Genomic DNA, 13,062 nt, shown 5'->3' with positions numbered 1-13,062 from the left:
CGGGCGCGGCGGCCGGAATCGATTCTGCGCCTGGGTGATCGCAGCCATCTAGTGATCGCGGTGTGCCATCAGTTGGGCCAGGGCGGTGAGATCGTCGGAGGCGAGATCACCGGGCAGGGCCGCGAACGCGGCGTCCAGGGCGGCGGCCGCGCGGCGCATGGTGCGCTGGCGGCCGCCCGCCTGCTCGATCAGGTCCGCCGCCCGGGCCGCGCGGGTCGCGGTCATGGGATGACGGGCGTGATAGAGGCGGGCCAGTTCACGACCGGCCGCGGTACCCGATTCCAGGGCACACACCACCGGGAAGGACTGCTTGCGGTGAATCAGGTCGCTGTGCGCCGGTTTTCCGGTGACGTCCGGATCGCCCCAGATGTCGATGAAGTCGTCGACGAGCTGGAACACGAGCCCGATCTCGATGCCGAAGGTATGCATGGCCGACACCACGCGGTGGTCGGCTCCGGCGCACAGCGCGCCCAGCGCGCAGGCACAGCCGAGCAACGCACCGGTCTTCCCGGCGGCCATGGCCAGATACTCGTCGACGCTGACGGTGGGCCGGGTCTCGAAGGCGCAGTCCGCGTACTGGCCCCGGCACAACGTGACCGTGGCCTCGACCAGGCGGATGACCGCCTCGGAGGTGACGGTCTCGGGAGCGCCGTCACACAGCACGCCGAGCGCGACCGCCTGCAGGGCGTCGCCGAGCAGTGTCGCATTGGTCTCGCCCCAGACGCGCCAGACGGTCGGCCGGCCGTGCCGGAACGGATCGGTGTCCATGACATCGTCGTGGACGAGTGAGAAGTTGTGCAGCAGTTCGACGGCCGCCGCGGCGTGCACCGACTCCTCGGCCTCACCGCCGCAGGCCGCGGCAGCGGCGAAGGTGAGCGCCGGGCGCAGCGCCTTGCCCTGCGCGCCGGTGACCGTTTTCCCTTCGGGATCACACCACCCGAAGTGGTACCCGGCCATCACATCCAGGGGTTCGGCCAGCGCCCCGACCGCCGAGCGCAGCACCGGCTCGATGGCGACCCGCGCCTCGGACAGGCGTCCGTGGGCTCTCCGCTCGGTGCCCGCGTCGAGCGGGCGGGATATGGATTCGGGTGCGCGGGCGCAGGTTTCGTCATGCCCGGCCAGGGCGGCTGCGGCCGGGCGGGACAGTCCCCATCGGCGCTTGCCCTCGGCGTGGTGTCCCACGGTGAATCGGATCGGTTTCGACGCTCGCATAATCGGCCCCGCTCGCTCGGACACGGTTGCCGCAGCCACCCGGTGGCGGCTGGGCAGCCATGCTCAGAAGAAGCTCATGGTCCATCACAGTCTGAAACCTGGGGGTTGCCTGCGGATTTCATTTCGGCAACGCCGGTAGGTTTGCTGCTTCAGGTGAGTGGCAGGCCGTGCTCGAGCGCCTCCGCGGGTGCACTCGTATAGCGGGCCGCCTGATAGTGGTAGTCGTGGTTGGCACGTACATAGACGGTGTAGTTCTGGGCGGTGACCAGGGCGTCCGCGCGTTCACGGCCGGTGAGGCCGGCGTCGTCGAACTCGGTCGGCAGGCGTTGCACCGCCTCGATCATGTGCTCGACGCACTCGGAGAGCATGCCGTTGACCAGTCGTCGGGCCTGCGCTCTGTTGTATCCGTGATGATACTGCGCGAGCAGTACCGAGTTGTAGAGGTAGCCGGAGGCCTCGTCCGAGGCGACCGACAGCACATCATTGAACAGACCCATGTGCTCCACGGCCGCCGTGCGCAAGCTGCGCATGGCGGGCAGGTGCCGGACGGCGGCGGACAGGTCCACGCCCTCGGCGCGTTCGCTGATATCGAGAAACACGAACAGCGCCACGCCGTCTCGCCGATGTGCGCGGTAGGTCTCGAGGTCGGGCAGATTGCCCGAGAGTCTGCCGACGCTCTCGGTGTAGTAGGTCCACAGCCAGTCGTGGATCTCCCGGCGCACGCTCCGCCGCCAGACCGCCGACCGGCCGTGGCACAGGCGCGGCCACAGCTCGGCCAATGCGACCGCCAGCACGCTGGAAGGTGTTGTCGTACCCTCCAATACGGCCTCGATAGCGGTAATGGCCTCCAGACACCTGCGCGGATCGGGGATTTCGATATCGAACTGATCGTCTACGATGAAAGCCCATGCGGTGTACTGACTCAGCAGCGTGAGCTCGTCGGCCTTCGCGTTCGGGCACCACAGGGCGTACATGCGCGCCGGGCGGGTGCGTTCCATGCGACGCCGGGTGGGCTCGGTGGGGACCAGCCCGTAGGCCTCCAGCCAGGACCACATCCCCGCTTCGGCTTCCGGCTCCGCCGGATTGACACCCGCGGCGTCGAACGGCATGAAGAACTCGCTTGCTTCCATGCGAAACTACCTATCCCCCAAGCATTTTACGGAGAACATCGTAACGATAACGGCATTTCAGACGTTTGAGCTCGCATTTGAAATCTCACTCATCAGGACTCTGTGAGCCGGACGGTTGTCAGTCGGGCAGTCGGACCAGGCGCTGCGCACCGTCGAAAAGGGTTCGCTCGGCCACCCGAGTGGCCGCCAGAGCGGCCAGGGTCGTGGCCGCGAGCAGCATGTACATCACGACGATCTGATAGCGGATGGCCGTCAGCGGGTCCACGCCCGCCAGAATCAAACCCGTCATCGCGCCCGGCAGACTGATCAGACCGACCACCTTGGTCGAGTCGATGGCCGGGATCAGCGCGGTGCGCAGCGCCGAACGCTGATTCGGCAGGAACGACTGGTACGCCGAAAGGCCCAGTGCCAGCCGGGCTTCCACGGCATCGCGGGCCCGGCGCGCGTCCTCGACCAAGCGGCGCAGAGCGATTCCGGTCGACTGCATCGCCGACGACACGATCATGCCGCCCACCGGCACTACCACCCGCGCCTGCGTGGAGATGATGCCGAGCGCGATCAGCGCGCCTAGGGTGATCGACGCGCCGAACGCCACGCCGATGGTCGCCGAACGCGTCGCGTGCGGCAGCCCCGCCCCTCGTCGCCCGGCCACCTGCCCGGCGATGACGATCATCAGGACCACCCAGCCCAGCGCGCCCGGCAATCCGGTGTGGCGGAACAGGATCAGCAGAATCGCGCCCACCGCGACGAGCTGCACGCCGGCCCGGGCCGCCGCGATCAGCAGTTCGCGGGTGAGGTGCAGCTGCTGCCGGTAGGCGATGGCCGCCGCCAGCGCGACCAGGACCAGCGACGCGCCGACGCCCGTCCAGTCGGGCACCGAAAGTTCCTGGGTCATGGCTGATTCTCCGCTTCCGCACCACGCGTGAGCCGCCCGGCGGCCAGCGTCCATACCTCGTCCGCCACCTCGGTCACGAATCCAGGATCATGGCTGACCAGCACCACACTGCCGCCGGCCGCCACATGCGCCCGGATCAACGCGCCGATCGCCACCGCCGACGCCCCGTCCAGCGCCGAGGTCGGCTCGTCGAGCAGCAGCACCCGCGGCTCCACCGCCAGCGCCCGCGCCAGACAAACCCGTTGTGCCTCACCCCCGGACAGCTCGGCGCAGCGGCGCACCGCGAACCCGTCGGGCAAACCGACCGCCCCGAGCAATTCGCTCACGCGCTCGGAATCCACGGCCCGCCCCACGCACACCTCCTCGGCGACCGTACCGGTGAGCAGCACCGGCCGCTGCGGCACCAACCCCACCTGCCGACGCAACGCCAGCACATCCAGGTCGGTCACCGGGATCCCGTCCAGCAGTACCCGGCCGCTGTCGGGTTCCCCGAACCGATTCAGCAGCCGCAGCAGGGTCGTCTTGCCCGCCCCGCTCGGTCCGACCACGGCCGTGCACCGCCCGGCCGCGAAGGTCGCATCGACCTCGACGAGTACCGAGGTCGATCCATGGCCGAGACTGACCCGGTCCAAGACAATGCTGGGCACCGCCTCACCCTGCCCCACTCCGGATCGGCGGCGCGGGGCGGGGTCGCCTACTCGGGAAGGGTGCTCGTCGACTTGCTTCAGCCACATCTGCTCATTCATGTTCGGGAATCCGAATGACCCGAGGTCGACCATGGCTGTACAGGCAGCTCCGGTCGCCGCACCGGAGCCTCATGAGTGATGAATGTTATTGCGTCAGATGACATCTGGGCTCCATGGTCCGTTGCCGGCCTGCTGGTAGATCATGCCCAGGGGTCGAGAGCGCGCGAGCTGTCGTGGCGGAGGTCAGGCGAGTCGGATATCCGCGGTGGCGAGGCCGAAAACCTTGCGGCCGGCCGCCTTCGCGACGATGACGATGACAGCCGTTCTGGTGTCGGGATCGACAGACTTGATGCGTCCGGTGAACTCCACCGTTCCAGCGGAGGCGGCTTCGATGACCATGTAATTCGACAGCCGGACCCCATATCGGATGATCGCACCCGGGTCACCGAGCCATTCGGTGACAAATCCCGCCCCCAAGCCCATCACGAGCATGCCGTGAGCGATCACATCCGGAAGACCCGCGAGCACAGCGATCTCGTCATGCCAATGAATGGGATTCGCGTCCCCGGCGACCCCGGCATAATTCACCAGGTCGCCGCGGGTCAGGCGCACGGACCGAGCGGGAAGTTCGTCACCGACGGCGATGTCCTCGAAGCGGAACACGGTGCGCGGGATGCGCGTGCGTGAGATCGGCGAAAGACGGGCAGTGGTCCGCGAATCCGGTTCTGTCACCAGCGGCGCGTCCACGTCGGCCGCAGCGGCGGTGGCTGGGGAGGTCGTGTCGAGCCCGCTCATGATGACGCGCTCGATCGTGTCGCTGATGTCGGGGTTGACGTCCTCGTTGGTAAGGCCGAGGACGGTGGTGTGCATGATCTGCACGATGTCACCGGTCTGGTCGGTGAAAGTGTTGGTGATGGTGAGCAGGTCCTTGCCCCCGATACGACGTGTCGAGGACAGCTCGACATCGCTGACCAACCGGTCGCCGGTGAGCACCGGCTTGTACATTTCGAAAACCTGATCGGTCTGCACGACCACGTCGTAGCCGGTCATGACGATCTCGAGCAGCCTGCGGTTGGCCAGCATCGCGGCAGTGGAAATGAACGTGGTCGGCGCGATCAGACCGGCGTATCCCAGCTCACCAGCAGCCCCTTCGCTCCAGTGCGCCGGGTGGAAGTCCTGCACCGCTCGCGCGTACTCGCGGATCTTCTCCCGCCCCACCTCGTAGAAGTCATCTGTGCGATAGCGATGCCCTACCAGCCCAGCCACATCGAACGCTGCTTCCACCAAGCCCCTCCTCCATCCGGATCTATTCCACACTTGTAACCGGCACCGGCAGTGCCGAATTCACGAGTGAAACCCCACCTTCTCACAAGACGCGGCGCTACACCGAGAAAAGCAAACGTAGGTTCGCGAGACGCATTGAGTTGCTTGAGATTTCCGCACGACGAACGAGGCAAACGCCGCTGCACCGTCGACCAGATCGCCGCCGTCGCCCCGGCGGAGGCGGCCGGCCATCATCAGTTCGATCACTGGCTCCGGTGTGGCCGACGGCGGTGACGCTGTGGCCCCAATCCAGCGCTGGCACACTGCTCAGCAGTTCCGGATGCAACTGATCCACGACTGTCACCGGGTGGCCGCTGACGTCGGCCACCCGGTGACGATGTGTGGTTGCGGTGTGGGCTTTACACGACCACGGGACGCCGGGCGGCGTTTTCGGCGATGGCCGAGATGATTTCGCCGAACAGCGGCGCGGGAATGTCATGCCCCATCGCCTCGAGCGGCAGGTAGCTCGATCCGGGGATCGCCGCATGGGTGGCCTCGCCGCCGACGATCTTGATCAGCGAATCCTCCGCGCCATGGATCACCAACGTGGGCACCTGCAATCGCTGGAGGTTTCTCGTGCGGTCGGGGGCGATGACGGCTGCGGTCACCTGACGAGCCGCCCCCTCGGGATGGCGCGCGCGGTCGTAGGCGTGGGTCGCCAGGGCGTAGCGGCGTTCACGCTCGCTCTCGGCGTAGGTCTTCGACCCGATGAGGGTGTACAGGGCGACGATCTGCTCGATCGCGTCGTCGCGATTCGGCGGAAGCGGTTTCATCAGCTCCTGGAGCACGTCACCGTCGGCCATGCCGATGCTGGCGTGCGGAGTGCTCATCATCGAGCACAGCGACCGTACCCGCGCCGCGTGCTCGATCGCGACCAACTGAGCGACCATCCCGCCCATCGACGCGCCGACCACGTGCGCGTGGTCGATACCCAGGTAATCGAGCAACTCGACAGTGTCGCGCGCGATCGCCCTGAGGAAGTACTGGCTCGGAGTGACCTTCCACTCGGTCAGGCCGCTGTCGCGGTTGTCGGGACGGATGACGCGGTAGCCGCGCGCGCCGAGACCATCGACGATTTCCTGAGGCCAGTGGATCAGCTGCGAGCTGAGCCCCATGATCAGCAGCATCGGTTGCCCCGCCGGATCACCCTCGTCGCGGTAGCACATCCTGACCTCGGACAGTTCAGCGAATCGGTCGATCCCATTGCTCATGACAAACCTCCCGAAGTTGTGGCCGACGATTGCAAACATCGAGCATTGCAAGACGAACTGCACCCGGGTGTTCATGAAGCTTTCGACCGCGACAGGCCTGTTCATCGATCCGACGGCCGTCGCCAGTCCATGATCCCACCCGAGGCTCACCGCGTATCACGTTTCGCCCAGTACAGCCGGACACCGGCCACAGTGGGCCGCTCAGTGGCGGGATCGCGGGGTCGGCGGGCTCATGCCCGACCAGCCCAAGTGGCACGCGCGATCGGGCAAATGTGTCGGTGGGCGGTCTGGCCTTACGCTGTCAGGCAGTGGCGATCAGTTCGTCGACGCGGCCACACCTCACCCGTGCGTTCGGCGAGCATCCAACCGTTCTAGCGTTCCAGCCCCGCGGTCAACCTCGTTACGTACTCTCGTGCCCGAGCCCGTGGCTCCGCACGCGTGAACCGGGACCCGACCCTCGACATCAACGAATTCAACTCGGCCACAACATGATCCAACACCACATCTACCAGCGCAGACCCAGACGAGTGTCGTTGCGGTCGGTCAATAGGTGAGGTGCGGAAACCGGTAGCTGCCAGTGGGGCGCGATAGGTCGTCAGCGAGCAGACCCCCTGCTACGGACAGCTGGCGTGACGCCGAGCTCGGCGGTTCTCATTCGCCCGCAATATCTTTCGGAAACGGCAAGATCGATGCCCGCCTCGCCGTACGCTGGCCCACCGTCCCTGAACAGTTATCGGCACCACTCGGAGGCACCATGCTGTCCCTGCAGGAGATTTCGGACCGTCTGGAAATAGAGGACCTCATGGTCCGCTATTCCCACGCCGTGGACACCCACCAATGGGAACTGCTGGACGAGATCTTCACCCCCGACGCCCACATCGACTACACCGCCATGGGCGGCCCGGCCGGCGACGTGGAATCCACCAAGAAGTTCCTCGCGACCGTCATGCCGAATTTCTCCGCCTTCCAGCACATGATCAGTAACTCCTCCATCCGCGTGGAGGGCGATCACGCTACCGCCCGCACCATGTGCCACAACCCCATGCTGGTCACCGCCGCCGACGGCACCCGCCAGCTCATGCTGTGCGGGCTGTGGTACCACGACACCTTCGTGCGCATGGACGGCGAATGGCGCATCGAGCAGCGGGTGGAGGAGAAGAGCTACATGTTCATCGCCCCCGACGCGGTCCCGGGCACCTGAATCCTGTGGGGGTCACTCCCCCTTCAGCAGCTCGATGAGCGGGCCGAACCGGTCCATGTTGTGCTCGAGCACCGTGATGTAGTTGAACCCGAAGCGTTCCCGGCGTTCACGCAGGGCTTCGGCCATCTGCGCGGCGGTGCCGACCAGCAGTACGGGCAGGTCCTCGAGCGCGCCGGTGTAGCCGAAGGGCAGGTGCTCGGTCAGGTACGCGACCGCGGCCTCGCGATCGGTGGGTGCGGCGATGCCCTGCACCAGCAGGTTGAATTCGACGGTGCCGGCGCGGTTTCCGAGCAGCCCGCGCACGTAGGCCGTCTTCTTCGCGGTCGAGTCGGCATCCGCGAGCGTGAGCAGGCCGCTGTCGGCCGAGCTCGCGCCGGTGAAGGCGACGATGTCGGCGTACTCGGCGGCCAGCCGCAGCGCCCGCTCACCCCAACCGGCCAGGAGCAGCGGCGGCCCGGAAGGCTGCGCCGGACGCGGCTGATACTCAGGATCGGCGAAGAGGCGGCGCAGCGTCGTGACCGTCTCCTCGAGGTGACCGACGCGGCCGCCCGCCGACGGGAACGGCATTCCAGCGGCCTCGAATTCGGACCGCACGTACCCAGCCCCCAACCCCAGCTCGAACCGCCCTCCGGTGAGCTGATCCAGGCCGGCCACGTCGCGGGCCAGCAGGACCGGGTTGTAGAAGGGCGTATTGAGCACGAAGGTGTTCAGCCGCGGCCGTTCGGTGACATCGGCGGCCAGCATGAGCGCCGGGAACGGAGCGGGCAGCCCGAGATGGTCGGGCACTCCGATGACGTCGTAGCCGAGTCCCTCGGCGCGACGGCACTTCTCGATCCATTCCGGGCGGGACGCGGGGGCCAGCAGGTTCACGCCGAAGCGGAAAGGGAGGACCATGACTTCTTGTCTACCAGTCGAATCCGGAACCGTTCGAGGGCGGGACCGGGCGGCGAACGCTGCGAAGCCGCCCGGAACGAATCAGCGCACGGACTGCGGCGAATGCGGCCCGCGCGATGCGACCGCGCGCCATCATGGGATATCGCTCGGTCCGGTCGCACCGCGAGGAGTTTGCTCCATGACCAGTGGGCGTAGGGCGCGAGCCCGGTCCTTCAGGGCTGGGTCAGCGCGTCAATCTGGCTGTGGCGCAACCACAGTGTCTTGTCGGTGGGTGAAGATACGATGCGGGGGTGCAGCTGCGGTACAACTTCCGCGTCTACCCGACGCCCGGCCAGCGGAGCGCGCTGGCGCGGGCGTTCGGGTGTGCACGGGTGGTGTACAACGACGGGTTGCGGTTGCGGCAACGAGCCCGCGAGGCGGGGTTGCCATACATCAAGGACTCGGCGCTGCACACCCTGGTGATCACCGACGCGAAAAGGACCCCCGGACGGGCATGGCTCGCCGAGGTTTCCAGCGTCGCGCTGGTACAGGCGTTGGGCGACTTGCACACCGCCTACCGCAACTTTTTCACCTCGGTCACCGGCAAGCGCAAGGGAGCGCGGGTAGCGCCGCCGACGTTCCGGTCCCGCAAGGACAACCGACAGTCGATCCGGTTCACGCGCAACGGGTTCACACTGCGCCCGAACGGGCGACTGTATATCGCGAAGGTCGGCGAGCTGACGGTCAGCTGGTCGCGAGAGCTGCCGTCGCAACCGTCGTCGGTGACGATTGTCAAGGACGCGGCCGGACGATACTTCGCGTCGTTCGTCGTGGTCACCGACGACCGGCCGTTGCCGGCGGTGGAGTCCGAGGTGGGTATCGATCTGGGTTTGTCGACGTTCGCGGTGCTGTCCAACGGGCAGAGGATCGACTCGCCCAGGTTTCTGCGCCGAGCCGAACGTCGCCTGCGCAAGGCGCAGCAAGCGTTGTCACGCAAGCAGAAAGGCTCCGCGAACCGCGCCAAAGCCCGCATCAGGGTCGCGAAGGCGCACGCCAAAGTGACCGATACGCGGCGGGATTGGGCGCACAAGCATTCGACACGAATAATCCGCAACAACCAAGCGGTGTTCGTCGAAGACTCGAGCGTGAAGGGTCTCGCACGCACACACCTGGCGAAGTCGGTTCACGATGCCGGGTGGGGCATGTTCACCCGCATGTTGGAGGAGAAAGCCGCCCGATACGGCCGTGGCTTCTCGAAGACGGATCGGTTCTTCCCGTCCACCCGCCTGTGCTCGGTGTGCGGGGCTGTGGGCGAGAAGAAACCGCTACATGTGCGCGAATGGACGTGCACCTGTGGAACCGCCCACGACCGCGATCTGAACGCGGCACACAACATCCTCGCCGCCGGACGGGCGGAGAGGCCAAACGCCTGCGGAGGGGCTGTCAGTCTTTCCGTCTAAAGGAAAGCGAGCCCCGGTGAAACAGGAACCCACCGCAGCGGCGCGAAGCGCCGCAGGAGGAATCCCGGTCCTTCAGGGCCGGGAGGACGTCAAACAGCTGCCAGTCCCTTCACGCCATCGTGCGGAGTTGGAGAAGGCCTGGGTGCGGTGGACCACGGCGTCCTCCGGCCGCCCGCCCGGCACCGAGGTGGTGCTGCGCAACGAGGTGGCGGAGTCGTGGGAGCGGTCGCTGCGCACGGTCGATCCGACGCGCACGGCGGCGCCTGGAACCGATCGGGACGAATTGGGTTCGCGCTGGGCCGAATCACCGCTGCGGACGCCCATCACCGAGATGGCGGGTGAGCTCCGGGCATTGTCGGAGGATTCGGGCATGGTCGCGGTGGTCACCGACGATACGGGGACCGTGCTCTTCAGCTGTGGCGACCGCTCGGTCCAGCGGCGCGCGGAATCGGTCAATCTTGCCCCCGGCGGCTGCTGGGACGAGCCGTACATGGGCACCAGCGGCGTCGCGCTGTCGCTGCACAGCGGCCGCCCCACCTCGGTCTGGGCCGCCGAGCATCTGGTGGAGGCGCTGCACGGCTGGGTCTGCTACTGCGCGCCCATCCGCGCCGCCGACGGCCGTCAGCTCGGCGTGCTGGATCTATCGACGTATTGGGATCGCTCACATCCGCTCATCCTCACGACGGCCCGAGCCCTGGTGACAGCCATCGAAGCCCGAGTCCATGTCGAGCAGTCCCGCCCCGCCCGCAATACCCGGCTGGAATCGCTGGGGGTGCCGCACCTATACAAGCAGGGCAAGCAGATGGCCATGCGGCCGCGTCAGCTGGAGATCCTGACCCTGCTCGCCCTGGAACCGGAGGGCTTCACGCCGGAACGCTTGCACGAGGCCGTCTACGGCGACCGGTCGGTGTCCTCCAGCACCCTCAAGGCCGACGTCTCCCGCCTGCGCGCCGCCACCGACGGCCGCATCGCCGACCGCCGCTACATGCTCACCGAGCCCCTCGCCTGCGACGCCGTCGAACTGCTCGCTGCCCTCGAAGCGGGCGACCTGACCACCGCCGTCCGCCTGTATCGCGGTCCGCTGCTGCCTGATTCGGACGTTCCGGGCATCGTGCAGTGGCGCGAACACCTCAACGTCTGCCTGCGCACCGCCGTGCTCGCCGACCGCAACCCCGAGCACGCCCTGCGATTCGGCCAGCGCTGCCCGGACGACATCGAGATCCACGAGCACGCCCTGCACCTGCTCTCCCACGGCGACAGCCGCCGCGCCCTGGCGACCGCGCGCCTGCACACCGCCTTACGCGCGTAATCGATGCCGGAGCGCGTGCACAGGTGCACGTCATGCCATGAATATGTCGGCCTTGTCCGGAATGTTCATTACCGCAGTCGTATTCGACAGCAGTGACTCAGCAACGTTTCGCCAACCCGGCGCCAACCTCGCGCCAACCTTCGCGGTTCATAGTGACCCCCGTCACCGCAGATACGGGATCAGGAGCCGCGCCATGATCTACGCCAAACCCGGCACCGCCGGGAGCATCGTCAGCTTCAACCGCCGCTATGACAACTTCATCGGCGGCGAGTGGAAAGCGCCGATCGAGGGCAGATACTTCGACAATCCCTCCCCGATCGACGGTGAAACCTTCTGCCAGGTGGCGCGTTCGAGTGCCGCGGACATCGATATGGCCCTGGAGGCGGCGCATCGGGCGGCCGACGCCTGGGGTGCCACGTCGGTAACGGATCGTGCCAACATCCTCAACAAGATCGCCGACCGGATCGAGACGAACCTGGAGCGTCTCGCCGTCGCCGAAACCTGGGAGAACGGCAAGCCGGTCCGTGAAACCCTCGCCGCCGACCTGCCTTTGGCGATCGACCACTTCCGCTACTTCGCCGGGGCGGTGCGCGCACAGGAGGGTCATCTCTCCCAGATCGACGCCGACACCGTCGCCTATCACTTCCAGGAACCGCTGGGTGTGGTCGGGCAGATCATTCCGTGGAATTTCCCGATCCTCATGGCGGCCTGGAAGCTGGCACCCGCGCTCGCCGCGGGCAACTGCGTGGTCATCAAGCCCGCCGAGCAGACCCCGGCCTCGCTGCTGCTGGTCATCGAGCTCATCGCCGACCTGCTGCCGCCCGGAGTCGTCAATGTGGTCAACGGTTTCGGCGTCGAGGCCGGCAAGCCGCTGGCCTCCAGCCCACGCGTCGCCAAGGTCGCATTCACCGGCGAGACCACCACCGGCCGGCTCATCATGCAGTACGCCAGCGAGAACATCATCCCGGTCACCCTGGAACTCGGCGGCAAGAGCCCCAACATCTTCTTCCCCGATGTCATGGCCGCCGACGACGCCTTCCTGGACAAGGCCGTCGAGGGCTTCGTGATGTTCGCGCTCAACCAGGGCGAGGTCTGCACCTGCCCGTCGCGGGCGCTGATCCACTCGTCCATCTACGACGAGTTCATGGCCCGCTGCCTCGAGCGCACCAAGGCCATCAAGGGCGGTAATCCGCTCGACGACACGACCATGATCGGCGCACAGGCCAGTAACGACCAGTACGAAAAGATCCTGTCCTACATCGACATCGGCCGCAAAGAGGGCGCGACGGTCCTCACCGGCGGCGAGATGCGCAAGGTGGAGGGCTTCCCCAATGGGTACTACATCGAACCGACGATCTTCGAGGGCCGCAATGACATGCGGATCTTCCAGGAGGAGATCTTCGGTCCGGTGGTAGCGGTGGCCCGCTTCGACAACGAAGTCGAAGCGGTAACCATCGCCAATGACACGCTCTACGGCCTCGGCGCCGGCCTGTGGACCCGCGACGGCAGTACCGCCTACCGGGTGGGCCGCGCCGTCAAGGCCGGCCGGGTGTGGACCAACTGCTACCACGCCTATCCCGCGCACGCGGCGTTCGGCGGCTACAAGAAGTCCGGCATCGGCCGGGAGAACCACCGTATGATGCTCGACCACTATCAGCAGACCAAGAACCTGCTCGTGTCCTACTCCCCGAATAAGCTCGGATTCTTCTGAACCGCAAGCAATTCGGTTCATTCAGAACTGCCGGTAATTCGAAGTCGGACG

General features: G+C 66.7%; 11 protein-coding genes. 4 read left to right on the top strand and 7 right to left on the bottom strand.

Annotated features, from left to right (window positions below; genetic code table 11):
• Positions 1 to 48: 48 nt before the first annotated feature.
• The 6 genes from ACIRRA_RS31980 to ACIRRA_RS31955 form a co-directional block, all read right to left on the bottom strand.
• Positions 49 to 1,212, bottom strand: coding sequence for a polyprenyl synthetase family protein (locus ACIRRA_RS31980; RefSeq protein ID WP_402775913.1), 1,164 nt, complete (start codon positions 1,210 to 1,212; stop codon positions 49 to 51).
• A gap of 149 nt (positions 1,213 to 1,361) precedes the next feature.
• Positions 1,362 to 2,342, bottom strand: coding sequence for a hypothetical protein (locus tag ACIRRA_RS31975; protein ID WP_402775910.1), 981 nt, complete (start codon positions 2,340 to 2,342; stop codon positions 1,362 to 1,364).
• 118 nt (positions 2,343 to 2,460) lie between these two features.
• Entirely contained in the window at positions 2,461 to 3,237 is a 777-nt protein-coding gene (locus ACIRRA_RS31970; protein WP_402775907.1) for an ABC transporter permease, read from the bottom strand.
• Positions 3,234 to 3,884 carry an ATP-binding cassette domain-containing protein gene (locus ACIRRA_RS31965; RefSeq protein ID WP_402775904.1) on the bottom strand — a complete coding sequence of 217 codons (651 nt, stop codon included), beginning with the start codon at positions 3,882 to 3,884 and terminating at the stop codon, positions 3,234 to 3,236. The genes ACIRRA_RS31970 and ACIRRA_RS31965 overlap by 4 nt, the downstream gene beginning before the upstream one ends.
• A gap of 282 nt (positions 3,885 to 4,166) precedes the next feature.
• Complete coding sequence (locus ACIRRA_RS31960; RefSeq protein ID WP_402775901.1) at positions 4,167 to 5,210, bottom strand: fused (3R)-hydroxyacyl-ACP dehydratase subunits HadA/HadB; 1,044 nt, start codon at positions 5,208 to 5,210, stop codon at positions 4,167 to 4,169.
• 395 nt (positions 5,211 to 5,605) lie between these two features.
• Positions 5,606 to 6,562 carry an alpha/beta fold hydrolase gene (locus ACIRRA_RS31955; RefSeq protein WP_402775898.1) on the bottom strand — a complete coding sequence of 319 codons (957 nt, stop codon included), beginning with the start codon at positions 6,560 to 6,562 and terminating at the stop codon, positions 5,606 to 5,608.
• 649 nt (positions 6,563 to 7,211) lie between these two features.
• On the opposite strand from ACIRRA_RS31955, the gene ACIRRA_RS31950 reads away from it, so the two are divergent.
• Positions 7,212 to 7,658, top strand: coding sequence for a nuclear transport factor 2 family protein (locus ACIRRA_RS31950; RefSeq protein WP_402775896.1), 447 nt, complete (start codon positions 7,212 to 7,214; stop codon positions 7,656 to 7,658).
• Positions 7,659 to 7,670: 12 nt separating this feature from the next.
• Here the strand turns inward: ACIRRA_RS31950 and ACIRRA_RS31945 are convergent, their stop codons facing one another.
• Positions 7,671 to 8,552: an LLM class F420-dependent oxidoreductase gene (locus ACIRRA_RS31945; protein ID WP_402775894.1), complete on the bottom strand. Its 882-nt coding sequence runs from the start codon at positions 8,550 to 8,552 to the stop codon at positions 7,671 to 7,673.
• 290 nt (positions 8,553 to 8,842) lie between these two features.
• Between ACIRRA_RS31945 and ACIRRA_RS31940 the strand changes: the two genes are divergently transcribed.
• The 3 genes from ACIRRA_RS31940 (at position 8,843) to ACIRRA_RS31930 (ending at position 13,011) form a co-directional block, all read left to right on the top strand.
• Positions 8,843 to 9,991 (top strand): RNA-guided endonuclease InsQ/TnpB family protein, encoded by a 1,149-nt coding sequence (locus ACIRRA_RS31940; protein ID WP_402775891.1) that lies wholly within the window; start codon positions 8,843 to 8,845, stop codon positions 9,989 to 9,991.
• A gap of 127 nt (positions 9,992 to 10,118) precedes the next feature.
• On the top strand, positions 10,119 to 11,300 hold the full coding sequence (locus tag ACIRRA_RS31935) for a transcriptional regulator (RefSeq protein WP_402775888.1): 1,182 nt from the start codon (positions 10,119 to 10,121) through the stop codon (positions 11,298 to 11,300).
• A 193-nt stretch (positions 11,301 to 11,493) separates the two neighbouring features.
• On the top strand, positions 11,494 to 13,011 hold the full coding sequence (locus ACIRRA_RS31930) for an aldehyde dehydrogenase family protein (RefSeq protein ID WP_402775885.1): 1,518 nt from the start codon (positions 11,494 to 11,496) through the stop codon (positions 13,009 to 13,011).
• Positions 13,012 to 13,062 lie beyond the last annotated feature (51 nt).

It is taken from the genome of Nocardia sp. NPDC101769 (assembly GCF_044766925.1).
Classification (GTDB): Bacteria; Actinomycetota; Actinomycetes; order Mycobacteriales; family Mycobacteriaceae; genus Nocardia.
This window is presented reverse-complemented; position numbering and strand designations above follow the sequence as displayed.